The organism is Paraburkholderia sp. RHO2 (assembly GCF_050955445.1).
Lineage (GTDB): Bacteria > Actinomycetota > Actinomycetes > Mycobacteriales > Mycobacteriaceae > Prescottella > Prescottella agglutinans_A.
Genome location: NZ_CP162617.1, coordinates 1,003,915 through 1,027,272 on the forward strand (window position 1 = coordinate 1,003,915; position 23,358 = coordinate 1,027,272).

The 23,358-nt window shown below is 67.9% G+C and carries 21 protein-coding genes and 6 tRNA genes; 18 read left to right on the forward strand and 9 right to left on the reverse strand.

All coding sequences use genetic code 11. From position 1 onward, the window contains the following. Window positions 1–25 precede the first annotated feature (25 nt). From phoU to ABTV10_RS04550, 6 genes are all read right to left on the reverse strand, one after another. Entirely contained in the window at window positions 26–715 is a 690-nt protein-coding gene (gene phoU, locus ABTV10_RS04525; protein ID WP_433610214.1) for a phosphate signaling complex protein PhoU, read from the reverse strand. Window positions 716–796: 81 nt separating this feature from the next. Beyond that, the gene (locus ABTV10_RS04530) at window positions 797–2,776 is read right to left on the reverse strand and encodes an LCP family protein (RefSeq protein WP_499032850.1); all 1,980 of its coding nucleotides are present in this window, start codon (window positions 2,774–2,776) and stop codon (window positions 797–799) included. Between the two features lie 139 nt (window positions 2,777–2,915). Beyond that, window positions 2,916–3,857: a DUF5996 family protein gene (locus tag ABTV10_RS04535; RefSeq protein ID WP_499032852.1), complete on the reverse strand. Its 942-nt coding sequence runs from the start codon at window positions 3,855–3,857 to the stop codon at window positions 2,916–2,918. 77 nt (window positions 3,858–3,934) lie between these two features. Further along, the gene (gene dusB, locus ABTV10_RS04540) at window positions 3,935–5,077 is read right to left on the reverse strand and encodes a tRNA dihydrouridine synthase DusB (RefSeq protein WP_499032853.1); all 1,143 of its coding nucleotides are present in this window, start codon (window positions 5,075–5,077) and stop codon (window positions 3,935–3,937) included. 98 nt (window positions 5,078–5,175) lie between these two features. Further along, window positions 5,176–6,129: an acyl-ACP desaturase gene (locus ABTV10_RS04545; RefSeq protein WP_499032855.1), complete on the reverse strand. Its 954-nt coding sequence runs from the start codon at window positions 6,127–6,129 to the stop codon at window positions 5,176–5,178. A 199-nt stretch (window positions 6,130–6,328) separates the two neighbouring features. After that, complete coding sequence (locus ABTV10_RS04550) at window positions 6,329–7,246, reverse strand: LysR family transcriptional regulator (RefSeq protein ID WP_499032856.1); 918 nt, start codon at window positions 7,244–7,246, stop codon at window positions 6,329–6,331. A gap of 108 nt (window positions 7,247–7,354) precedes the next feature. Here ABTV10_RS04550 and ABTV10_RS04555 point away from each other — a divergent pair, with 108 nt between their 5' ends. The 7 genes from ABTV10_RS04555 to ABTV10_RS04585 all read left to right on the forward strand — a co-directional run bounded on the left by ABTV10_RS04555 (window position 7,355) and on the right by ABTV10_RS04585 (window position 12,148). After that, window positions 7,355–8,581, forward strand: a complete 1,227-nt coding sequence (locus ABTV10_RS04555; RefSeq protein ID WP_499032857.1) for an MFS transporter — start codon at window positions 7,355–7,357, stop codon at window positions 8,579–8,581. A 158-nt stretch (window positions 8,582–8,739) separates the two neighbouring features. Continuing rightward, the gene (locus ABTV10_RS04560; RefSeq protein WP_499032859.1) at window positions 8,740–9,132 is read left to right on the forward strand and encodes an MmcQ/YjbR family DNA-binding protein; all 393 of its coding nucleotides are present in this window, start codon (window positions 8,740–8,742) and stop codon (window positions 9,130–9,132) included. Beyond that, entirely contained in the window at window positions 9,129–9,728 is a 600-nt protein-coding gene (locus ABTV10_RS04565; RefSeq protein ID WP_499032861.1) for a hypothetical protein, read from the forward strand. Before ABTV10_RS04560 ends, ABTV10_RS04565 begins: the two co-directional genes overlap by 4 nt. Window positions 9,729–9,794: 66 nt before the next feature. Beyond that, window positions 9,795–10,523, forward strand: a complete 729-nt coding sequence (locus ABTV10_RS04570; protein ID WP_499032862.1) for an oxygen-binding di-iron domain-containing protein — start codon at window positions 9,795–9,797, stop codon at window positions 10,521–10,523. Window positions 10,524–10,905: 382 nt separating this feature from the next. Further along, a tRNA-Lys gene (locus tag ABTV10_RS04575) sits at window positions 10,906–10,978 on the forward strand. A gap of 123 nt (window positions 10,979–11,101) precedes the next feature. Further along, a complete protein-coding gene (locus ABTV10_RS04580) occupies window positions 11,102–11,734 on the forward strand; it encodes a hypothetical protein (RefSeq protein WP_499032863.1) in 633 nt (210 codons plus the stop codon). Between the two features lie 279 nt (window positions 11,735–12,013). Next, window positions 12,014–12,148 (forward strand): hypothetical protein, encoded by a 135-nt coding sequence (locus tag ABTV10_RS04585; protein ID WP_499032865.1) that lies wholly within the window; start codon window positions 12,014–12,016, stop codon window positions 12,146–12,148. A gap of 570 nt (window positions 12,149–12,718) precedes the next feature. On the opposite strand, the gene ABTV10_RS04590 is transcribed toward ABTV10_RS04585, so the two are convergent. Beyond that, the gene (locus ABTV10_RS04590) at window positions 12,719–14,170 is read right to left on the reverse strand and encodes an alkaline phosphatase PhoX (RefSeq protein ID WP_499032867.1); all 1,452 of its coding nucleotides are present in this window, start codon (window positions 14,168–14,170) and stop codon (window positions 12,719–12,721) included. A 182-nt stretch (window positions 14,171–14,352) separates the two neighbouring features. On the opposite strand from ABTV10_RS04590, the gene ABTV10_RS04595 reads away from it, so the two are divergent. The 7 genes from ABTV10_RS04595 to ABTV10_RS04625 all read left to right on the forward strand — a co-directional run bounded on the left by ABTV10_RS04595 (window position 14,353) and on the right by ABTV10_RS04625 (window position 17,025). Further along, entirely contained in the window at window positions 14,353–15,405 is a 1,053-nt protein-coding gene (locus tag ABTV10_RS04595) for a magnesium transporter CorA family protein (protein ID WP_499032869.1), read from the forward strand. A gap of 258 nt (window positions 15,406–15,663) precedes the next feature. Continuing rightward, window positions 15,664–16,320: a TetR family transcriptional regulator gene (locus ABTV10_RS04600; protein ID WP_499032871.1), complete on the forward strand. Its 657-nt coding sequence runs from the start codon at window positions 15,664–15,666 to the stop codon at window positions 16,318–16,320. 114 nt (window positions 16,321–16,434) lie between these two features. Next, window positions 16,435–16,507: transfer RNA gene (locus tag ABTV10_RS04605), tRNA-Glu, on the forward strand. 48 nt (window positions 16,508–16,555) lie between these two features. Next, window positions 16,556–16,629, forward strand: a tRNA-Asp gene (locus tag ABTV10_RS04610). 55 nt (window positions 16,630–16,684) lie between these two features. Then, window positions 16,685–16,761: transfer RNA gene (locus ABTV10_RS04615), tRNA-Phe, on the forward strand. A 58-nt stretch (window positions 16,762–16,819) separates the two neighbouring features. Then, window positions 16,820–16,893 (forward strand) — tRNA-Asp (locus tag ABTV10_RS04620). A 55-nt stretch (window positions 16,894–16,948) separates the two neighbouring features. Beyond that, window positions 16,949–17,025, forward strand: a tRNA-Phe gene (locus ABTV10_RS04625). Between the two features lie 82 nt (window positions 17,026–17,107). On the opposite strand, the gene ABTV10_RS04630 is transcribed toward ABTV10_RS04625, so the two are convergent. Next, window positions 17,108–17,866: an IclR family transcriptional regulator gene (locus tag ABTV10_RS04630; protein WP_499032872.1), complete on the reverse strand. Its 759-nt coding sequence runs from the start codon at window positions 17,864–17,866 to the stop codon at window positions 17,108–17,110. A gap of 242 nt (window positions 17,867–18,108) precedes the next feature. On the opposite strand from ABTV10_RS04630, the gene ABTV10_RS04635 reads away from it, so the two are divergent. The 4 genes from ABTV10_RS04635 (at window position 18,109) to ABTV10_RS04650 (ending at window position 22,532) form a co-directional block, all read left to right on the forward strand. Then, window positions 18,109–18,735, forward strand: coding sequence for a TetR family transcriptional regulator (locus ABTV10_RS04635; protein ID WP_499032873.1), 627 nt, complete (start codon window positions 18,109–18,111; stop codon window positions 18,733–18,735). Between the two features lie 377 nt (window positions 18,736–19,112). Then, the gene (gene hsaA, locus ABTV10_RS04640; RefSeq protein WP_499032875.1) at window positions 19,113–20,288 is read left to right on the forward strand and encodes a 3-hydroxy-9,10-secoandrosta-1,3,5(10)-triene-9,17-dione monooxygenase oxygenase subunit; all 1,176 of its coding nucleotides are present in this window, start codon (window positions 19,113–19,115) and stop codon (window positions 20,286–20,288) included. Window positions 20,289–20,328: 40 nt separating this feature from the next. Beyond that, a complete protein-coding gene (locus tag ABTV10_RS04645) occupies window positions 20,329–21,951 on the forward strand; it encodes an FAD-binding protein (protein ID WP_499032876.1) in 1,623 nt (540 codons plus the stop codon). An 11-nt stretch (window positions 21,952–21,962) separates the two neighbouring features. Then, window positions 21,963–22,532 carry a TetR/AcrR family transcriptional regulator gene (locus ABTV10_RS04650; protein WP_499032878.1) on the forward strand — a complete coding sequence of 190 codons (570 nt, stop codon included), beginning with the start codon at window positions 21,963–21,965 and terminating at the stop codon, window positions 22,530–22,532. An 18-nt stretch (window positions 22,533–22,550) separates the two neighbouring features. Here ABTV10_RS04650 and ABTV10_RS04655 read toward each other — a convergent pair whose 3' ends face one another. Further along, window positions 22,551–23,327, reverse strand: a complete 777-nt coding sequence (locus ABTV10_RS04655) for an SDR family NAD(P)-dependent oxidoreductase (RefSeq protein WP_499032879.1) — start codon at window positions 23,325–23,327, stop codon at window positions 22,551–22,553. Window positions 23,328–23,358: the final 31 nt, after the last annotated feature.

Sequence of the window (23,358 nt, forward strand, 5' to 3'; positions counted from 1 at the left end):
GGGCGCGCACGCCCCCGGCGAACCGTCACAGCTCGGGGTAGGACGTGAGGTCGTCGGACTCGTTGCGCGGGTCTTCGGGCATCTTGCCGGTGACGAGGAAGATGACCCGGCGCGCGACCTCGACGGTGTGGTCGGCGAAGCGCTCGTAGAAGCGGCCCAGCAGGGTCACGTCGACGGCCGCGGCCACACCGTGCTTCCACTCGCGGTCCATGAGGACGCTGAACAGGTGCCGGTGCAGGTCGTCCATCGCGTCGTCTTCTTCGCGGAGCTTCGCGGCGCGCTCGGGGTCCCGAGTCTCGAGAACCTCCTTGGCACCCGCGCCGAGCGAGACGGCGATGCGACCCATTTCGGCGAAGTAGCCGTTGACTTCCTCGGGGAGGACATGGTTCGGGTGGCGGCGGCGCGTGATCTTGGCGACGTGCAGCGCGAGCGCGCCCATGCGGTCGATGTCGGAGACGATCTGGATGCCGCTGACGACGGAGCGCAGGTCACCGGCGACGGGGGCCTGCAGTGCGAGCAACGCGAAGGCGCGCTCCTCGGCCACCACGCTGAGCTCGGTGATCTTCTCGTGCTCTCCGATCACCTGCTCAGCCAGCTCGAGATCGGCATGCAGGAGCGACTGGGTGGCCTTCTCCATGGCCGCCCCGGCCAAACCCGCCATCTCGCCGAGGAGATCCGCGAGCTCGGTCATCTGTTCGTTGTAAGCGACGCGCATGAGGTCACAGCCTACGGCGTGGCGGAAACCAAGTCACCACGGTCAGATGAACGCCGGGTGAATGCCCGGCGCAGTTCAGGGCTACGCGCAGGGATTGTCGGTCGCGTTTGTCACGGCGAGGTCCGCGGGCAGCTCGACGTCCTCGGCCGCACCGATCCGCGCGGAGCTGATGTCGAGCGGCGAACCGGCTTCGGCGGGGGCCGTCAGCGTGCGGTCGAACTCGCTCCCGAGGACCACCTCGACGATGGTGCCCAGTCCCGACGCCTGCTCGAGCACCGCCCCGGGAATCGACGATGCCACGGTCGCCGCCTCGGCCTCGAGCCCGGGGGCGAACCGCACGATGGTCTGGGTGCTCGTGCCGCTGTAGTTGCCGACGCTGTAGATCTGGAACCCGTACGCGGCGAACCGGTCGGCGGTGGTCGCGGCCAGCCCGGAGACACCCGAGCCGTTCGAGACCTGCACGCTCACCTCTTCGGGGCTCACCGCGGACTGGCTCGGCGCCGCGGGCGGGGGCGGGGTCGACGTGTCCTGCTTGTCGTCGGTCCGCTTCTCTCCCGGCAGCGGTTCGTCGTCGATGATCGCCTGGAAGATGTCCTTGATGTCGTCGAGTCGGGGGATCTCGTTGCCCCAGTCGTTGGTACCGGCCGTCGGGACGGTGATGAAGGTGACGGCGCCGGCGTCGACGTTGCGGAGCGACTGACCGAGCGTGATCAGCGACTTGGTGTCGATGTTCTCGACGAACGTGGACTGGGTGAACGCGTTGATGAAGCTGTTGAGCTTGCCGGGATCGAACAGCACCTTGCTCGACATCGCCTCACGCAGCAGCGCCGACAGGAACAACTGCTGTCGCTTGATCCGGCCGTAGTCGCCGTTCCCCTCCGCCTCGACGTGGCGGGCGCGCACGTAGTCGAGCGCCTTCTTGCCGTCGAGGGTCTGGGTGCCGGCGGTCGGCAGGATCGTGCCGAGTTCGCCGTCGACCAGGGGCTGCGGGACGCACACCTCGACGCCGCCCACGCCGTTGACCATGCTCTCGAAACCGGCGAAGTCCATGCCGACGAAGTGACGGATCTTCACGCCCGACATCTTCTGGATGACCTTCACCAGGCACTTCGGTCCGCCGAGCGCGTAGGTGGCGTTGAGCTTGTCGCCATCGGCCGCCGGATACGTCTCGTCGGTGTACGTGCCGGTCTCGTTGTCCCAGCCCTGACACTCGGGGCGCTCCACGTCGAGGTCTCGCGGGAAGGACACCGCGACGACCCGGCTGCGGTCGGCCGGGATGTGCACCAGCATGACGGTGTCCGAACGGGCGCCCTCGGCGTCCTCGACGGTGCCCGCCCCGACCGCACCGGCCGCGCCGGCACGCGTGTCGGTGCCGACGATCAGATACGTCTCGTCGCCGGTCTGGCCGCCGGGGTCGACGATATCGGTGGAGTCGGTGTCGAGCGCGGCGATCTGCGCGAAGCGGCCCTCGGTCGTGCGCAGGTAGCCCCACACTCCGCCGGTCACGACCAGCGCCATCACCGCGACGAACGCGACCGCGGACCGCCCGATCGTCAGCAGCTTGCGGCGTTTGCGGTCCTTGCTCGCGGCCAGCCGCGTCCGGCTCGGGCTGCCGACGGCCTGCGGTGACGCGGTCACCGCCTCTTCCACCCAGTTCGGTGGGCCGGGTTCGGGCGCGTCGTCGTAGCCGTCGTCGTCGTAGTAATCGTCGGTGACGGCGGGAATGATCTCGGTCGCCGCGTCGGGACCGGTCGGGGGTGGGCCGGCCGCCTCGTACTCGGGCTTGTACCCGTACTCGGGCTCGTACCCCTGTTCGTATCCGTACCCGTATTCGGGCTCGTCGGAGCGTCCGCGCTGGTCGACGGCCGGCGGCACCGGCCGTCCCATCTTCTGCATCAGTTCGGCGACGGACAGGCGTTCGCTGGTGTCGACGGGTTCGGGCTCGGATTCGTGGCGGCCCCGTCGGGCCTGCTCCTCGCGGTAACGACGATCGGCTAGCGGGCGCTCCCAGGGCGCTCGGCCTTCCGGCGCGGCGTGACTGGGATTGTTCTCGTCACCCACCGATTCGCCCTGACCTCTCCGCCTCCAAATAAGTACCGTCGCTCGACGACGTCGCCATGATACTTACCGACGCCCCCGGCGGCATCAGTCTGCGCGCTGGAGAAGTGTTGTCGCACTTCACCCCGTGACGTGTCGCGGGTCACCGCGCGGTGTGCCACCGATGCGGATCGCATTCGAGCGCAGCGCGGTCCCAACCCGCGTTCTGGGCTGCGGCCTCGTAGGTGGACTGCAGGAACCGCAGCAGGGTCGCGTCGGGATCGGGGGCGGTTCGGACCGCCTCGTAGGGGAGCAGGAACTGCCGGAACTCGGCGCTGTAGAACGCTTGTTCGGGCTCGACGGGGTGGGTGGCGAAGCCGTCCGGCTCGGGATAGGCGTACGCGTAGAAGGCGCCCTCCTCGCCGCCTCCCGGCCAGAACCCGCAGCTCGAGAGCTCGTGCGAGTAGCCCTCGATCATCACCCAGTCGCCGCAGTTGGGGGCGCCGCCCGGATGTGCGGGCGCCGTCCGGCCCGAGAACCGGGTGCAGGCCAGGTCGAACGACCCCCAGAAGAAGTGGACCGGGCTCACCTTGCCGATGAAGCGGGACCGGAACTCGTGCAGGACGCGATCGGCCTGGATGAGCTGCTTCCAGAACAGGCTCGCGGCCGACGGGTCGTACGACGCGTGGACGGTGTCCTCGGCGAACGGGATCGCGGTGGCCACCTCGTTGGGCGTCGGCTGGATGTGCGTCTCGATGCCGAGTTCGTCGAGGGACCGCATCACCCGGGCGTGGAAGTCCGCGACCGTCATCGGCTCCAGCGGAAACTCGCGGTGGGCGCCGTTGCTGTCGCGAATCACCAGCTGATGGCCCGACAGGTCGAATTCGATGTCGAAGACGCGAGTGCGGTACGAGATCGCCGATGTCGTGAGCCCCCGTGCGCTCACGTAGAACGGCACCTGCCACCAGTGGTTGATCAGCGGCGCATGGGCCAGACGCACCTTCCCGACCACCTGCGTCCACATGTGCAGGGTGTCGCGCGTCGGTTCCCAATCGGCGACCCGAAGCGTGGGCCAGGTGTCCGAATGGGCTGGTGAAGAGGCCACGGCGTCTCCCTCCGGAAGAATCCTCGAGGAACTGCAGCTTCTTCGGAGTCTAGGCGCGGCCCGCGGTCGGTCCGGTGCTATCCGCCGGAATGCATGATGTCGGCCCCGGCCGGCACGAGAGTGTCCTCGGGATCGTCGAGCCAGCCGTCGGGCAGTGCGACGGTGCCGGGCGAGCCCTGGCGGCCGCGCGGGCCCTCGGCGTCCTTCGGGAACGGCACCGTCGGGTCGAGCTGGTCGAGGAAGCCCTGGAGCTCGGCGAGCGACGACACCCGGGCCATCCCGTTGCGCAGCTCCGAGCCGGCCGGGAATCCGCGCATGTACCACGCGATGTGCTTGCGCATCTCGCGCATGCCGCGGTCCTCGCCGTGGTGGTCGGCCAGCAGCCGGCCGTGCCGCATCATGATCGCGGCGACCTCACCGAGGTTCGGCGGAGTGGGCATCTCCTTGCCGTTGAGGGCGGCGCTGAGCTCGGCGAACAGCCACGGCCGGCCCAGGCAGCCGCGTCCGACGACGACGCCGTCGCAGCCTGTCGCGGCCATCATCTTGGCGGCGTCCTCGGCGGCGAAGATGTCGCCGTTGCCGAGTACCGGGATGTCGGTGACGTGTTCCTTGAGGCGGGCGATTTCGGTCCAGTCCGCGGTACCCGAGTAGCGCTGGGCGGCTGTGCGTCCGTGCAGCGCGACGGCCGCGGCGCCCTCGGCGGCGGCGATGCGGCCCGCGTCGAGGTGGGTGTGGTGGTCGGCGTCGATGCCGATGCGCATCTTGACCGTGACCGGGATGTTCGTGCCCTCGGTCGCCTTGACGGCGGCCGCGACGATCTGCCCGAACAGCCGGCGCTTGTACGGCAGCGCCGACCCGCCGCCCTTGCGGGTGACCTTCGGGACCGGGCAGCCGAAGTTCATGTCGATGTGGTCGGCGAGGTCCTCGTCGACGATCATCTTGGCCGCGGCGTACGTGACCTCCGGGTCCACCGTGTACAGCTGCAGCGACCGCGGCGTCTCGGTGGGGCCGAAGGTGGTCATGTGCATCGTCACCGGGTGGCGCTCGACGAGCGCGCGGGCCGTCACCATCTCGCACACGTACAGACCCGACGTGCTGCCGGCGCGCTCGAGTTCGAGTTCGCGGCACAGCGTGCGGAAGGCGACGTTCGTGATGCCCGCCATGGGGGCGAGAACGACGGGGCTGCCCAGCTCGAGCGAACCGATGCGCAGGGGTGACATGAAGACCTCGGGATAACTTCTTCGGGAGAAAAGACTGTGCCCGGTACCGAATCCGGTACCGGGCACAGGATAGCTGCAACGGGGCAGGTGGCGACCCGTCAGGAGGCCTTCTCGGCGCGCGCGGCGTCGCGGGCGAGCGCGCGGTCGCGCATCTCCTCGAACTTGGTGGCCTGCTTCTCGAGATCCTCGAGGAACGCGGCCAGCTCCTCGCGGATGTTCTCGCCGCGTGCGGTGAAGTCGGTGCGGTCGAACACGTTCCACTTGCGCAGCACCGGCTGCACGACCTCCTCCAAGTGCTGGCGCAGGTCGTAGATGCCGTGCTTGGCCATGAGCACGCCGTTGCGGCGGAAGTTCGGCATGCCGGCGCCGGGCATCTCGAAGTTCTTGATGATGTCGGTGACGGCCTTGAGCGTCTGGTCGGGTGCAATGTCCATCGCCGCCCCGCAGATGTTCCGGTAGAAGATCATGTGCAGGTTCTCGTCGGCGGCGATGCGCTGCAGCATCCGGTCGGCGATCGGGTCCTGGCAGGCCTTGCCGGTGTTGCGGTGCGAGACGCGGGTCGCGAGTTCCTGGAACGTCACGTACGACACGGAGTGCAGCAGTCCCACGCTGTCGCCGACCGGTGAGCTGTAGCCGTTCGTCATGTGGATCATGCGGGCGTTCTCGAGTTCGACCGGGTCGACCCCGCGGGTGACGACGAGGTAGTCGCGCATCACGATGCCGTGGCGGTTCTCCTCGGCCGTCCAGCGGCCCACCCAGGTGCCCCAGGCGCCGTCCCGTGAGAAGTTCTCGGCGATCTCCCGGTGGTACGACGGCAGGTTGTCCTCGGTGAGGAGGTTGGTGATCATCGCGGCCTTCGCGACGTCGTCGAGCTGGGACTGCTCGGGATCCCAGTCCTCGCCGCCCATCGCGGCGAAGTTACGGCCCTCGTCCCACGGAACGTAGTCGTGCGGATGCCAGTCCTTGGCCATGGAGAGATGCCGGTTCACGTTCTCTTCGGCAACAGGCTGCAGCTCCTGCAGCAGCTCGAGCTGAGTGAGATCCCTCGACATCTGTGTGTGCCTCCATGAAAGTCGGTGACGCTGAATGACGTTGATGTGCTCTTCGGGGCGTGCTGCAAACCTACGCTACCGTAGGTTTGAAGATCGAGGGCAGGCTTCGACTGGCGACGCCGCCTCAGGTCCCCCCCAGTCCCCGCTGTCCGCGGGCTCGGCAGTTGCGATGCGCACACCGCGCCGAGTGTGGCGCACGTTACACGTCGGTGACCTTCGGGGGAGCTGTTTCTCCAGGTTCGATCGCCTGTGAATCGGTTGTGAATTTCAGGAAGCGCTCCGCGGCGGGCGGCAGTGTCCGGCCGGTCGCCCAGACGAGGCCGATGTCGCGCCCGGCGCCGCGCAGTGGGACGAGGCTCACGCCGTCGGGCCAGCTGTGAGGCTCCTGCCACGGCATCACCGCAACGCCCAGCGACGCGGACACCAGGCCGCCGATCGTGGCCAGTTCGCTGGACTCGAAGACGACGTTCGGCACGAAGCCCGCCTCGGCGCACAGTTCGTCGAAGATGCGGCGCATCCCGTAGTCCTCGTGCATGACGATGAACGACTCGTTCGCCGCGGCCGCGAGATCGAGCGACGTCCCCTCGCCGAGCGGGTGTCCGGTCGGGACCGCCAGCGCGAGCCACTGGTGCGTGATCGGCTCCCACCGCACCAGTGCGGTGCGGGGGCGGGGGGAGACGAACGCGAGGTCGTCGCGGCCGTCGACGACCCGCTCGACGAGGGCCTGCGCGGCGTCCTGGTACAGCGTGAACGACACTCGCGGCCGCTGCTCCCGATAGGCGCGCAGGACCCGCGGAATCAGCCAGGTTCCGAACGAGTGCAGGAAGCTCAGCCGCACCGTCCCGCGGTCGGGGCTGTCGAAGGACGCGATCTCGTGCTGCGCGGCGGACAGTTCGGCTGATGCACGACGCGCGTGTTCGAGGAGCACGCGGCCACGGTCGTTGAGTTCGAGACGCCGGCCGTGCCGGTCGAACAGTTCCACGCCCAGATCGCGCTCGAGCCGGGCCAATCGCCGCGACAGCGTGGGCTGGGAGATGCGCAGCATGTCCGACGCGGCGGTGACCTGTTCTGTCTCGGCCAGCGCGATGAACCATCGCAGGCCGTCGATCAATTCCACGGTCCCAGCTTATGCACATCGTGCATCAATAGCTGTGTATAGATGCATTTCCTTTCTCTCGGGCGACTCGCAAAGATGGCTGACGGAGGCAGCAGCGGAGGCAATGGCATGAATCGCACAGTCGTCGATCGCGCGGGCGAGGGTCTCGACGAACGGACCACCCGGGGTTCGCGCGCGTACCGCGCCGTCACCGTGGCACTGTTCGCGGCCGGACTCACCACGTTCGTGTCGATGTACTCGGCGCAGGCCCTGCTGCCGGCGCTGACCGACGCATTCGGGGTGGCGCCGGCGGTCGCGGCGCTCGCCGTGTCGGTGACGACCGGGCTGGTGGCGATCGCCATCATCCCGGCGAGTGTGCTGTCCGAACGGTTCGGCCGCACCCGCGTGATGGTCACCTCCGCGGCGGTGTCGAGCATGCTCGGGGTCCTGCTGCCGCTGAGTCCGAACATCGGCGTGCTGCTGGTCGGGCGGGCGCTGCAGGGCATCGCGCTCGCCGGCATCCCGGCGGTCGCGATGGCGTACCTCGCCGAGGAGATCCATTCCCGCGACCTCGGCTCCGCGATGGGTCGCTACGTCGCGGGCACGACGATCGGGGGGCTGGTCGGCAGGCTCGTACCGTCGGCGGTCCTCGACGTCGCCTCGTGGCGCTGGGCGATGGAGGCCGCGTCTATTCTGGCGCTGGTGCTCGCGGTGGTGATGACCCGCACGCTGCCGCCGTCGCGGCACTTCCGACCGCAGCATGTGCACCCGCGCATCGTCGTCGCGAATCTCCTCGGCCACCTGCGGAACCCGGCCCTCGCCACACTGTTCGCGTTGGGCTTCCTGCTGATGGGCGGATTCGTCTCGGCCTACAACTTCCTCGGCTTCCGCCTCCTCGAGGCGCCGTTCTCCCTGCCCGAGGCGCTGGTGGGCCTGGTGTTCCTGATGTACCTCGCCGGCACCTACACCGCGGCGGCGGCGGGATCCGCCGCCGACCGCTTCGGCCGGGCCGTCGTGCTCCTCGGCGCGGTGGTGACGATGGTGCTCGGGTTGACGATCACGCTGGTTCACGTGCTGCCGCTCGTGCTGGTCGGCATGCTGCTCTTCACCGGGGGATTCTTCGCCGCCCACTCGGTCGCCAGCGGCTGGGTGGGCCGGCTCGCGACCGAGCACCGGGCCGAGGCGTCGTCGATGTACCTGTTCGCCTACTACCTCGGTTCGAGTGTCGCGGGCGCGTGTGCCGGTATCGCATACGCCTCGGGCGGGTGGCCGGCGACGGTCGCCTTCATCGGGGCGCTGCTGGGTGTTGCGCTCGTGTCGGCGTCATGGCTGTTCGGCAAGTCGCGCCGCCTGTGACGAGTGCCGCCGCAGCCTCGATGATCGGGGTGACACCTCGGGTTCGGTTGTCGGGGGGGCGCAGGCGCCCGGGTCATCGCACAATCCAAACATCGAAGTTCGTCATCGGCTCGCCGAAAGTCTTGCGGCTGCGGAAGACAGATGCACACAATCGCGCCATGGTCGCCAACATGAGTCGGTTGGAGCGGATCGTCGACGAACTGCCGGAAGCGCAGCGTGTCGACATCGAGGAGTGGGGCGGGCACCCCAGTTTTCGGGTGCGTGGCAAGAACTTCGTGTTCTCGGATGCCGACGCGACCAGTCTGTCCTTCAAACTCACCAAGGACGAGGCGGCGGCGGTCCTCGCGACCGAATCCGGCGCCGAACCGGTCGGCTACGGGCTCGGTCGGCACGGGTGGGTATCGGTGCCGGTGCCGCGCGCCGGGACCGACGACTGGTGGGCGCAACTGCGTGAGTGGATACGGACCTCGTACACCTTGATCGCGCCGAAAACCCTGGCGCGTGTTGTCCTTGCAGAGGACGGAGTGTCCACGACGGGAGGACGACCATGAGCAACGCATCCATGCCCGCAGCACACAGTGCGCCGGCGTCGCAGAAAGCGGGAATGCCGGTTTGGGTGAAGAAGGCGATCTGGGCCGCCGTGATTCTCGTGGCGCTCGTCGTCGGGTACTTCGTGCTCGCCGCGTTCCTGCCGCGGTGGTGGTCGCAACGCGTGGGGTCGCTGTCGTCCGGCAGCTTCTCGCTCGGCATCACGTGGGGTCTGCTCTACGGCATCGCGTGCACGACGATTCCGTTGCTGCTGTTCTATTTTGCGTGGCGGTCGCGTCGGCGCGAGCACGCGAAGGTCTGGGTGATCGGGAGTGTGATCCTCGGCCTCGTCATTGCGATCCCGAATCTGCTGACCCTCTCGGTGGTGCTCGGAACCAACAGCGCCGCCCATGCCGGGGAACGCACCATGGACGTCGACGCACCCGGTTTCCGCGGCGCCTCGCTGTGGGGCGCGATCATCGGTGTGCTGATCTTCGCCGCCGCGGTCTTCCTGCAGCGGCGGTACCGCAAGCGCGGCGAGGAACTGCACCGGCTCCGCAACGATCTTCACCAGCGGGAGCCTCAGTCGCCGGGGGAGTCGCCGGCCCCCGAGATGTGACGGGTCTTGTCACGGCGCCGGATGCCGGCGCACTCTTGGGCAAGGGCTGCATTTCCGAGGTGAACCGTGGACACCGACGTCACAGAGATCGCACCCGACATCTTCCGGCTCTCGACCTTCGTCGCCGAAGCCAACCTGCCGATGAACCAGTTTCTCGTGCTCGGTGAGGAGCCCCTGCTCTTCCACACCGGGATGCCGATGCTGTTCGAGTCCGCCTCCGCTGCGGCATCCCGCCTGATGCCGCTCGACCGGCTGCGCTGGGTCACGTTCGGGCACGTCGAGGCCGACGAGAGCGGAGCGATGAATCGTTGGCTCGCCGCCGCCCCCGCGGCCGAGGTCGCGCACGGGGCGATGGGATGCGTCGTCCAGATCGGGTTCCTGGCCGACCGGCCGCCGCGCCCGCTGCAGGACGGCGAGGTCATCGACATCGGGGGACGCCGGGTGCGGCACATCGACACCCCGCACATTCCGCACGGCTGGGACGCGGGGCTGATGTTCGAGGAAACGACGTCGACACTGCTGTGCGGCGACTTCTTCACGGCGTTCGGCAAACCGCCCGCCGAGACCGATAACGACATCGTCGAACCGGCATTGGACGCGGAGGATCGCGGTCATGCGACCGCCCTCACCCCGGCGCTCGGCGCGACGCTGCGCTCGCTGGCGGACCTGGAACCGAGCGTTCTGGGGCTGATGCACGGGCCGGCGTTCCGTGGTGACTGCCCCGCGGCGCTGCGGGAGCTCGCGGCCGAGTACGACCGGCGCCTGGACGCCGAGCTCGAGCGGTGGCGGCCCTGAGTCGAGATCGTCGGAGAGCGAGGGGACCTTCGTCCTCCGTTCGGAGGCCCTTGCTCCTGACATCGCGTCGAACCCTTTCGCGCGCAGACGCATTGTGGTGATCTGTTGGTGCCTCCTTGCGCGGGGGTGGGCCGTCGGTTCCGGGTGCTGTCGACGGTTCCGCTGGACGCCCCGTCAGTCTGGAGGCGGGGCGTCCACCAAGTTCGTCCGACCGTTCGTCGGGCCCTTCGGGGGAGGGCGGCTGTCGGCGCACCGGTATCACACCCCACCCCTCGCCGGTGCGCCGACGGCCGGACACTCCGGCGAATCCCGGTCCGCGACGGGCGTTGTCGGGGGCGAGGTTTCCACGATCGTCTCGATCCCATTAGACTGCTGGCCGCACGCCCCTATAGCTCAGTTGGTAGAGCTACGGACTTTTAATCCGCAGGTCGTAGGTTCGAGCCCTACTGGGGGCACCGTGCACACCCCCGTCAGGTCCATCCTGGCGGGGGTTTCGCGTTTCCCGAACGTCGAGGTTCGCTTGTCGCCGCGTACCGCTACTCTCCAGCCGACTCCGATCGCCGGGGTCGGACTCGCGGATGAATGGAGCGATGATGGGCGTCCAGGGATGCAACGAGGGCGGAACTCTCAACGGTGGGGGACGGGCGGCCATTCCTGCACCTCTGCTTCGGGATTACCGTCACATCGGGGGAATCGAATCGATCGAGGTCGACGGCACTCGGTACTTCTTCGGGTACGACTACAGCGAAGACCTGGTCCTTTCCCCACTCATCGACGACAACGAACTCATGGCGGCCTTCGCGGAGATCCACATGGAGCAGCGGGACGGCCTTCACGATCGTGCGTACTGGCGGGACCTCGTCGACGTATCACTCGAAGAGTCGGGTTTGGCGGAGCCGGAATCGTGCTCCTTCGAGTCGGAGCAGCTGCGCTCGATCATCGCCTCGCTGAAGAACGTTGCAGAAACCGGGGTGCCGGTGCCTGACTTCGCCTACCCGTACCACCTCAGGTTCCTGCTGGCGTCCGCCGGGCGCTGGGAAGAGCAGTTCACCGCAGCGGACGAGGGCATCAGGGTTATCCGGGGCGCCGAAGGGCCGGCCGGCGAGGCCACGCTCGAGCAGATCGCTCAGGACGTGCTCCGTGAGACCCGGAATGCGTTGAATGTTGCCGGGGGTAACTGGGCGGAGGTCTTCAGCGCCCTGGCCCACTGACACCGCGGGTGTCGCCCGACGTGATGACGAGGTAGCGGGCGTGCCTGAAGTGCGAAACCCTAGTCGTGTACCGACGGTGATCGTCCGATCGAGTTTTACCCGAAATGGAGCAATTCGGCGAATATATCTACAATGGAGGAAATGTCCGACCTGGGCGGATTGGCGGAATAGCGGCAGCGCGGTGTTTATGCATTCGTTATAAAAGTCGGTGATGTGGGGACTGTGTCGGTGTTAGCGTGGCGCAGTCAACATCCATCGAATCTATTTCGGGAGGCTCGAATGTTTAGTCACGACATGAACCTGATCCTCAATCTCCTCAACTTCGCGCACAACAATTTCAGCTCCGAGCTGGACTTCAAGTCCGTGACGGTCGGCAGCCACGAATTCCTCACCTCGGTGGGCAGCTCCAAGTAGGGCGCCCTCCGGTCGTCGAGTTATCCGGCATCTCTGAACTGCGGTGATTCGAGCGACACTCCGCCCTGGCAGCGGACCGACGATCCGTGTGGACCTACTCGATTGGGTCCACACGGATCGTTTTTGCGCGGTATGCATGTCGAATGATGTCCACTCATTCGGTGGTGTGGAATTACATGCTCGAAATTCCATTCGGCAATACGGATCTGGCGGGTGCGGAATGGGGACGCGCGCTCGGGTCGAGGTCCACCTTCCGGTTCGGCAGTCCCGATCGGCGTACCGCCCTGGCCTGCATGTGTGGCAGTGAACTAACGGTCGTATGGCGCGTGTTTCGAAGAGTTTACCTAGGCGATATATGTTGATAGTAAAGAGTGATGCGACGCTTCCGCGACTGATGTCGGGCAATTGACCTGGGCCGTCGCATTCACATTCGCTCGGTCGTTTGTTTCCGACCCGTCCTCGGGGCGGCTCATCGGTGCGCCTCCGAACGCGCGCTCCGGCGTTCCGTCCCGCCCCCGGCATCGAACGTCGTCACCGCCGACATCGGGGGCAGGACGGTCCGGCCCTCTCCTACGAGCCGAAGGGCAAGTTCGCCGAGCCGGACGGCAGGCTCGTCGGACGACGCCACGGTCCGCGGATCGCGAGGGTCAGTCCGGGGGACTGGATGTTCACGTAGAGCGTCTTCCCGTCGGTGCTGAACGCGGGACCGCAGAACTCGCTGTCGTTCATCTCGTTCCGCGCGATCGGGAACGGCTCGCCGTTGTCCGTCACCCCGATCAGGTGGTTGATCCCCTCGCCGTCCTCGGCGAGGATCACGCCGCCGTGCGGCGACACGGTGATGTTGTCGGGGCCGTCGTAGTTGCCGGTGTCGACGGACGGATCCGGGTTGACGCCGAAGAGGGTCTTCAGCTCGATGGTCTGCGCGACCGGGTCGTGGAACCACACCTGTCCGTCGTGTTCGGCCACGCTGCCGTCGCTGGTCCGGGCGTAACTGGCGACGAAGTAGACGCCGCCGTCGCCCCACCACTGCCCTTCGAGCTTGCGACTGCGGGTCACCTGGTCGTTCGTGAACTGCTTGCGCACCGACGTGGTCTGCGCGTCGCGGTCGGGGACGTCGACCCAGCGCACGGTGTAGCGGACGCCCGGCTCGGTTGCCTGCGACAGATCCGGCACGTGCACGTCACCGGCGAAACACGTCATCGCCTGCAGGACGCCGGCCGTGTCGCCGCCCGCCGACTGGGCGAGGGCGTGCAGCGCGCCGGGGCCGCCCTGGAAGCCCGTCGGCGGGGTCCACCGGTAGTACAAGCCGTTCGGGCCGGACGCGTCCTCGGTGAGGTAGATCGCGTTCGACGCCGGGTCGACGGCGACCGCCTCGTGCGCGTACCGACCAAGGAACTTCAGCGGGACCGGGCTCTTGCCGACGTTCGCCGCCGGCCCGGCCGGATCGACCTCGAAGACGTATCCGTGGTCCAGGGTGAAGCCCTTCGACCCGGCGCGGGCCTCGGTCTCCTCGCAGGTGAGCCAGGTGCGCCACGGGGTGGTGCCGCCGGCGCAGTTGTTCACCGTGCCGGCGACACTCACGTACTGGCCCTGACGCGAGCCGTTCGGCGCGATCGTGGTCGTGGTGGTGCCGCCGCGCGCTCCCGGGTCGTAGGTGAGCCCGTCGACGACCGGGACGCCGAAGGGTTCGTCGCTGCCGATCTCGTGGTTGGTCACGATGACCGTCGTGCCGTTGCCGTTCGCGAACACGCCGTTCGCGTCGGGGTCGCCCGGGGCAGGGGAGCCGTCGTCGAGCTTCGACTCTCCCGAACGGGACAGGATCGTGTAGGAGAAGCCGGCGGGCAGCGAGAGGATCCCGTTGGGGTCGGGAACGAGCGGTCCGTAGCCGATGGCCCTGCCGGGCGCTGCGGACGCGAGCGCGGGCCGGAACGGGGTGCCGACACTGCCCGCGAGCGTCACCCCGAGCCCGGCGAGGGCGGTGCGTCCGAGGAACGTGCGGCGATCGAGCGGTGAGCTTGTCACTGTGGATACCTCCGTTGGTGGGCAGGACGCGAGGAGGGTAGGCGCGCAACCACAACGACAGAGCGCCTTCGAATGTCCTGCCGGTGAATCGGTTCGGAACTTCTGCGGTTCCGCGCCGAGTCGGTCGACGGTTAGGCAGACGCTTCCCGCCGCGATGACGGATGTAGGCCATGATCGAGGGCGTGAGTGAGACCGCGCAGCAGGAGGGCGACCGCGTCGATCGGCAGGACCGGGACGCGCAGGTGCGCTGTGCGCACCGCAGCCGGCTCTATCGGGGCGGTGTCCTCGCCGCGTCCGATCTTCCGCTCGTCGAACTGTCGCGGCATCGCGGCGAGCCCGACGCGCTGATCTGGGTGGACCTGCTGGCGCCGACGTCGGCCGATCTGCAGGCGCTCGCACCGCTCGTCGGCGGGGAGGTGGAACTGCATCCGTTGGCGATCGAGAACGCCGCCGCGGGGAGCCAGCGGCCGCGCCTGGTGCGCTATCGCGACCACAACTTGCTGCATGCCCGTGCCGTCCACGTCGATGCCCGGACCGGAACGCTCGTGCCGACACGGGTGGCCGCGTTCATCCTCGACCGGGTGCTGATCACGATCCGCTCGGACGACGGTTTCCCGCTCGAGCCGCTCCTCGCGGAGTGGGACGACATCGGTGCCCTCTCCGAGCGCGGTGTCGGGTTCCTCGTCCACTCGCTGCTGGACCAACTGGTGGACGGGTACTTCGAGGTACTCGACGACCTCGACGAGCGGATCCAGTCGCTCGAGGACGAACTACTCGAGGGGACGGGGCCGACGCGGACCATTCAGCTGCAGAGCTTCGCGCTGCGCAAGGACGTGGTGCAGTTGTCGCGGGTGGTGTTGCCGATGAACGAGGCGCTCAGCGCCCTGCTGCGGCCGGGTGTGCACGGCGCGTACGCCGAGATCGTCCCGTACTACCAGGACGTCTACGACCACGCGTTGCGGGCGACCGAGCGGATCGACGGGTTGCGGGACACGATCGAGTCGATTCTGTCGACGAGTCTGGCCATGCAGGGCAATTCCCTGAACGAGATCATGAAGAAGCTCACCGCGTGGGCTGCGATCATCGCCATCCCGACCGGGGTGACGGGGTACTTCGGGCAGAACATTCCGTTTCCCGGGTACGCGGAGCCGTGGGGTTTCTGGCTCAGCGCGGTGATGCTCGTGGGGCTCGCGTCGGGGCTGTGGGTCAGCTTCAAACGTCGCGGCTGGCTCTGACGAGCACCCGAAATCGGGAGGCCCCGTTAGCCGAGGATGCTCACTCGAAGTGCTGAGGCTCGGGTGCGCACCCCCTGCAGCACACCCGAGCCGCGTAAATATACCACTTGGTGTGTTTTAGTTCGCGCGGTGTCGAAAGTCGAGGTCAGCGCTTTGGTGTTTCGGGGAGTACGACAAGGGGACTAGTCTGGTTTTCGGGCGGGTGGCAGCTGGCCGAGTGATCGGCGAGTGTTACGGCTTTCGGAGGCGACTAGCGCAATGGCACGTCAACAGGAACGTGCGCGTCGGACCCGCGCTGCGATCGTGGAAGCGGCTGCAGTCGAGTTCGGTAAGCGCGGATACGCGGCAGCGTCCGTCAACGCGATCCTCGAGGGGTCGCACGCGACCAAGGGCGCGATGTACTTCCACTTCGAATCGAAGGAGGAACTCGGGCGCGCGGTGCTCGCCGCGGCGCTCGAGAAGTTCAAAGAGGTGACGGAACGGTGGATGTCCCGCACCGACCTCGACCCGTTCGAGATTCTGCACGGGCTCATCGACGACGTCGCCAGGATGTTCCTGTCCGACGCGATCGTCCAGGCCGAGTTCCGTCTGATCATCGAGCCGGAGTTCTACGCGGATGTCCAGAACGGCGGAGCGCGTGTGTGGGGCAGTTCCGCACGTGAGCTGATCCAGCGGGCGGGCCGTGAGGGCTTGGTGCGCGACGGCGTCGACACCGAGAAGTTCACCCGGGTGCTGGCCGCCAGTCTCGCCGGCCAGCGCTACATGTCTGATCTGACGGCGCAGCAGGTCGATCTGCGGGCCCGGTTCGAGGAGTCGCTCGAGGTGGTACTCGCGGGGATGGCCTCGGACGAGTGGCTGGCGAAGTGGCGGCGCGAGGGGTGGCCGGCGCCGCCTGCGGCCACCGAGCCCGAGTGATTCCGCCTTTATGTGCTCTGATCAGGCGATTTGTGGTTTGTGAAATCGGTGCCCTAAGCTATCCAAGCTCCCAACGGAACGCCGTTGAGGGTACTGGCCGGAGCAATTCGGCGGGCCCCCTTCGTCTAGCGGCCTAGGACGCCGCCCTTTCAAGGCGGTAGCGCGGGTTCGAATCCCGTAGGGGGTACGCTTCACTCGTTGAAGTAGCAGTACAGTTTAATAGCAGTAACAGCAAGGCCCTGTGGCGCAGTTGGTTAGCGCGCCGCCCTGTCACGGCGGAGGTCGCGGGTTCGAGTCCCGTCAGGGTCGCTTTGCTTCGCCGGAAACGGTGAAGCGCGATAGGCATTCGGTTCGGGTGCCGTCCGGCCAGGTAGCTCAGTTGGTACGAGCGTCCGCCTGAAAAGCGGAAGGTCGCCGGTTCGATCCCGGCCCTGGCCACCACATGAAGCCGATTCGGCTTCGGTGAAAGCAGTACAAGCTCCACATGTAGTAACAGCAAGGCCCTGTGGCGCAGTTGGTTAGCGCGCCGCCCTGTCACGGCGGAGGTCGCGGGTTCGAGTCCCGTCAGGGTCGCTCTCTCGAGTCGGAAACGTCTCGATGCGACAGGCATTCGGTTCGGGTGCCTTCCGGCCAGGTAGCTCAGTTGGTACGAGCGTCCGCCTGAAAAGCGGAAGGTCGCCGGTTCGATCCCGGCCCTGGCCACCACGGCCCCGATGCCATTTTCCTTCTTCTCGCGCTCTCATCGGCGGCGCCTCCGGCAGGTCCGGCGGGCTCCGGTTCCGTCGCGTCAGTTCTCGGCAAGCCGCTCCGACATCATCCGGGTGGCGCCCGCGAGCAGCGGGATCACCCTGCGCAACTGATCGGTGGGCACCCGGCCGCGCAGCGAGACGCAGCTCAGCTGAATCTGATCGCCCTCCCCGGAACGAACGGCCGCGGCCGCCGACGAGACGCCTCGCGCGTCGGTCTCCCACGTTCGGCCGCTCCGGGTGCGGACCTGCGCAAGCTTCCCGTGGAGATCCGTCATCGACTCGGTGGAAAGTACGTCGCGAAACAGTAGATCGACGTGCTCCGGCGGGACCAACGCGAGCATCGCCCGGCCCTCCGTCGTCAGATCCGCCCGGCTGCGTCCGCCCACCCGCGTCGCGATGGTGTCGGCACACCGCCCGCCGATCTTGTCCAGCCACACGATCTCGCGGCCGTCAAGGACTGCGAGGTGCGCGATGAGGCGGGTGCGGAGATGGAGTTGGTGCAGGTGAGGGGCGGCGACCGCCCGCAGTTCGTCTCGCTCGGTGCTGCGGCCGAGGGCGATCGCACGCCATCCGAGCCGGTACCCGAACCTGTTGTGGCGAAGCCAGTTCAGCTGGGTCAGCTGGTCGAGAATGCGGTGGGTCGTGGACCGCGGGATCCGGGTCAGCTGCACGAGGTCTTCCGCAGTGAGCTGGGTGCCGGCACCGTCGAACTGGTCGAGGATCAGGGTTATCCGCTCGGCCATGGTCGGCGGCACGGCCGCGGCCGCGACGTCCAGGTCGTTGTCGATGACGGTCACCGGCCCTCCAATCCCCGGCGGAGTCGCTGCCGGTCCACTTCGGTTATACCCACCGCACAGCTGCCGCAACAACCCCACGGGGGCGCATCCGAGTGCCGGGTCGACTTACTCACTGGTACGAAGTGGATTCGAAACATGCTTCGAGAAGGTGCCTTTCATCAGGAATGAGAATGATGTTTCCATTCTCTCATCGGCGGTGAACCGCTGCCTCGAAACGGCGGACCCCGGGTATCGTGGTCGCGGTGCGAGCCGGTTGCGACACCCCGAAGGCGATCACGGACATGACCGCGAGTCAGCGGGAACGCCGTGCGGCGCTCACCGACGCGGTGATCGCGATGCTGCACGAGATGGAGCCCGACCGGATCCAGATGCGCGAGGTCTCGGAGCGGTCCCGGGTCGCGCTCGGCACCCTGTATCGGTACTTCCCGACCAAGTCGCACCTGCTCGCTGCGTCGATGGTGGCGTGGAACGATCGGTTGTCGCGGAAGCTCGAGGCGGAGCGGTGCCGCGCCCGGGAGACCGGCGTGGTGGATGGCAGAAGCGTCCGCGACCGCGTGCAGGCGCTGTACCGGCGGCAGCTGAGGGCGTTCCAGCGTGGCCCCAACTTCGCGCGTCTCGATCTCGAACTCACCGCGTCGTCGGACCCCTACGTTCGCGCATCGCTGCAACAGCGTGCCGCGGCCAACCAGGCCGCGGCGCTCGCTCTGATGGACGGCGTGCCGGACGACGTTGCGCGGGTCGCGTTGCTCGCGATCGACGGAACGATGCTCGCGGCGCTTGCGCACTGGACCTCCGGGCGCCTCAGCTATGCAGGGGCGGTGCGCAACGTCGACGACGTCGTCGGGTTGGTGCTCGCCGACTTTGCGTGACGGGAGTGCGGGGGAGGGGCCTGGAAGCCGAGCCGGCGTTGGTCGGCCGGGCGGAGTCTGCTCGGGGGCCGCAGTGCTTCCGAAACTGCCCGACCGGGGCTGACGACTAGAACAGATTCTATCTGTGGTCGGAGGGTGATCGCGGGCGTCGTGGGTGCATCCGCGGCGTGCTGGGTGTTCGGTGGATGAGCGATGCGGGATTGCACCTTTCGGTCACCGGGCGGAGAGGTCTCCCGTTGTGGGCTCCCCGCGGAGGAGGCTCGAGCATCGACAAAATCTGCACCCTGTTCTAATCTCTGCTCGATCGGGATCCGTATGGATCGGGTGGGTGCGGAATCGGCCGTGAGAATTGCTCCTGGCTGGGATAGGGGCGTTCGATGGGCGACCGACGAGTGACGGACGTGCTCGACGACGTCGCGAGCCTGCTGCCGGACGTGCGGAGTCGGGCACGCGACGTCGAGGACGCCCGGCAGGTATCGGTCGGGACCATGCAGGCGCTCATGGAGGCCGGTCACTTCCGGTTGCTGCAGCCCCGGCGCTTCGGGGGATTCGAGGCGGACCCCGCCGACTTCTACAGGTCGGTGCGTCTGCTCGCGAGCGCCTGCGGGTCCACCGGCTGGGTCTCGTCGGTGGTGGGTGTGCACCCGTGGCATCTGGCGCTGTTCGACGTCCGCGCCCAGCAGGAGGTGTGGGGCGACGACCCGGACACGTTGATCTCGTCGGCGTACGCTCCGATGGGCCGCGCCCTCCCGTCGGACGGTGGTTACTTCTTCTCCGGCCGGTGGAGTTATTCGTCGGGATGCGCGCATGCCGACTGGGTCTTCGTCGGTGGTTTCGTCGTCGACGACGCGGGCGATCCGATCGACTTCCGGACGTTCCTGGTGCCGGCCCGGGACTACCGTGTCGAGGACGTGTGGGACACAGTCGGCCTCCGCGGCACGGGCAGCAACGACATCGTGGTCGAGGACGCGTTCGTACCGGAGCACCGGACGCTGAGCTTCGCCGCGACGGTGCAGTGCCGGGGCCCGGGGCAGGACGTGAATACGGCTCCGCTGTATCGGCTCCCGTTCTCGGCGGTGTTCTCGACGGCCATCTCCGCACCCCTGGTCGGGATGGCGGACGGTGCCTACGCCGCGTTCACCGCACACCAGGCCGAGCGGGCGGAGACGGTGAGCGCGTTACGGGTGCCGGACGATCCGTTCATGCACGTCGCGATGGCCGAGTCCGCCCGTGACATCGAACTGGCGTGGACGCAGCTGAACAGGAACCTCGCCGAGATGCTCGAGTCGGCGTCGGCGGATCGGCGCATACCGGTGTCGCTGCGGGTCAAGACCCGCCGTGACCAGGTGAGTGCCTCGGGAATGGCGGTCGCGGCGATCGACCGGCTCTTCGATCACGGCGGTGGCGGCGTCCTTCGGAGTCGCAATCCGATCCAGCGCTTCTGGCGCGACGCGCACGCCGGCCGTGCGCATGTCATCAACGACCCGCACCAGACCCTCGCCCTGTTCGGGCGTAGCGAACTGGGCCACGACATCAGGGACGCCTGGGTGTAGCGTGCCCACCCCGAAATCCGATCGAGGAGGAGACCGACACATGAACTCGCGCAACGGGTCCGAAAACTGGGATGGTGAAGCCGACGTCGTGGTCGTCGGATTCGGTGCGGCCGGCGCAAGCGCCGCCATCGAGGCCGCGGACCACGGCGCGCAGGTGCTGGTGGTCGAACGGTTCGACGGCGGCGGAGCCACGGCGATCAGCGGCGGCATCTACTACGCGGGTGGCGGGACGACGCAGCAGAAGGAGGCCGGCGTCGACTACGACACCCCGTCGGCGATGTTCGACTACCTGAAGCTCGAGACGTCGGGCGTGGTGTCGGACGACCTGCTCGAGGACTTCTGCGATCGCAGTGTCGAGAACCTGCAGTGGCTCGAGGCGCTCGGGGTGCCGTTCGAGGGCAGCATGGCGCCGCGCAAGACGTCGTACCCGACGAACGACTACTACCTGTACTACTCCGGCAACGAACTGGCCCCGCCGTACAAGGACGCGGCGAAGCCGGCCCCGCGCGGGCATCGCACCAAGGGGCGCGGAACCTCTGGCAAGGTGTTCTTCGCGGCCCTCGAAAAGGCCGCCCGCAAGCGTCGGATCGACGTGCGTCGGCAGACGATCGTGACGTCGCTGATCACCGACGACTCCGGCACCGTGATCGGCGTCGAGTGCCGGGAGGTGGATCCGCGGGCGAAGGCGCTGCGGCTCCTGCATCGGGTGCTCGGGTCGTCGAACCGCAAGTGGAACCTCTACTACCGGCCGATCGGCCGGCTCATGGACGCGCCGATCCGCCGGATCGAGAACGGGCACTCGGTGGTGCGGCGGTACCGGGCCCGCAAGGGTGTGATCCTCGCGGCGGGTGGGTTCGTCTTCGACCGGGAGATGCTGAAGCAGCATGCCCCGCGCTACCTGAACGGCACCGGACTCGGCACGATCGGCGACGACGGCAGCGGCATCCGTCTGGGGCAGTCGGTGGGTGGCGCGACCGATCGGATGGAGCGGGTGTCGGCGTGGCGGTTCTTCAACCCGCCGATCGCGATGACCGAGGGGGTGCTCGTCAACAAGGAGGGCGAGCGCATCTGCAACGAGACGTTGTACGGCGCCAAGATCGGTGAACACATCGCCGAGCAGACGGACGTGTCGGCGTATCTCGTCGTCGACTCCCGGGTGCTCGCCGACGCCAAGCGCCAGGTTCCCGAGCAGACGCTGTGGTTCCAGCGCCTGCAGACCACCTATCTGTTCAGCGTCGGCCACAAGAAGGGCGCGACCGCCGAGGAACTCGCGCGGCGCACCGGCATCGATCCGGCGGGCCTCGCCCGCACGCTCGAGCAGTACAACGAGGACCGACGGGCCGGCCGTCCCGACGCGATGGGCAAGGATTCCGCGCATGTGACCCCGTTGGTCGACGGACCGTTCTACGCGATCGACTGCTCGATCCGCATCCAGGCCGGTTTCCCGTGCCCGGTGCTCACCCTCGGCGGGCTGACGGTCGACGAGTGGACGGGCGCGGTGACCGGCGAAGACGGCACCCCGATCCCCGGTCTCTACGCGGCCGGCCGCAACGCGGTGGGCGTCTGTTCGGAGTCGTACGTCAGCGGCCTGTCGATCGCGGACTGCGTGTACTCGGGCCGTCGGGCCGGGGCCGTCGTCTCACGGGATCCGGGAGTCGCGTAGCCTCCGGACATGTGTCTGGCAACTACGAATCGACTCGCCGCCGTCTGACGAGCAAGCAGGCGGAGACGGTGTCGCGGCTGACCCGCTGCGCCGTCGAGGTCCTCCGTGAGAAGGGGTTCGCCGGGCTGACCGTCCGTTTGGTGGCGGCGCAGGCCGGGGTCGCGCCGGCGACCGCGTACACCTACTTCTCGTCGAAGGAGCACCTCGTCGCCGAGGTGTTCTGGCGTCGGCTGTCGGTGATGCCGCACGACGAGGACTCGACGGACGATCGCACCACCCGGGTGGTCGGCGTGCTGCGCAGCGTCGCCCTCCTGGTGTCCGACGAGCCCGAACTGGCGGGCGCGGTCACGACGGCCCTGCTGGGCCGCGATCCCGACGTCGAGCATCTGCGTGCGCGGATCGGTCTCGAGATCCGGCGACGCCTCATCGCGGCGCTCGGCTCCGATTCGCCCGACCAGGACCTGCTCGAGGCCCTCGAGATGCTGTATGCGGGTGCGCTGCTGCGCGCCGGAATGGGCTACGACTCGTACACCCACATCGCGGACCGGCTCGAGCGTTCGGCGCGGATGATCCTGCCGTGACCTCGAGCCGGCATCGGCTCAGACGGTGTATCCGCCGTCGACGTTGAGCTTCTGGCCGGTGACGAAGCCGGCCTTGTCGCTGGCGAGGAAGCACACGGCCTCTGCGATGTCGGCCGCGGTGCCGAACTTCTGCAACGGAATTCGGCTCATCGTGACGTCGAGCGCGCGCTGGTCGAGGTTCTGTGAGCTGATCAGCCGCTCGGCCATCCCGTCGGTGAGCATGCCCGGGCCGACCGCGTTGAAGCGGACGCCGTATCGCCCCTCCTCGGCGGCGAACCCGCGGACGAGCGCCTCCACCGCTCCCTTCGTCCCCGCGGACAGACCGTCGCGCACCGGGTACCGGTCGGTGGCCGCCGTGGTGACCGCGACGACGGATCCCTTCGCTGCGCGCAGTGCGGGAAGGCATGCCTGCGCGACGGTGAAGAACGCGGTGGCCTCGTCGTTCAGATGCTGTGCATACGTGGACGGTTCGACGCGCGACAGGTGCACCATCGGGATGTGCGGGCCGGCCGCGTGCACGAGGACCGACAGGTCACCGAAGTCGCGGGTGGTCGTCTCGACCAGCCCGGCGAGCCCCTCGGCGTCGCACAGGTCGACGGAGTGGGCGGCCCCGCGCCCGCCGAGCTCCTCGACGTCGGTGACCAGCTTCGCGGCGGCCTCCGAGTTGGAACGGTAGGTGAGGACCACATTGTGGCCCTGTGCGGCGAGCTGGCGGACGACGGCGGCGCCGATGCCCCCGGTCCCGCCCGTGACGAGGGCGGTGGTGCGGGCCGTGTTCGAGGATGTGGTGCTCACTGCATGCTCCCTGGGTCGGTCGTTCCGTGCG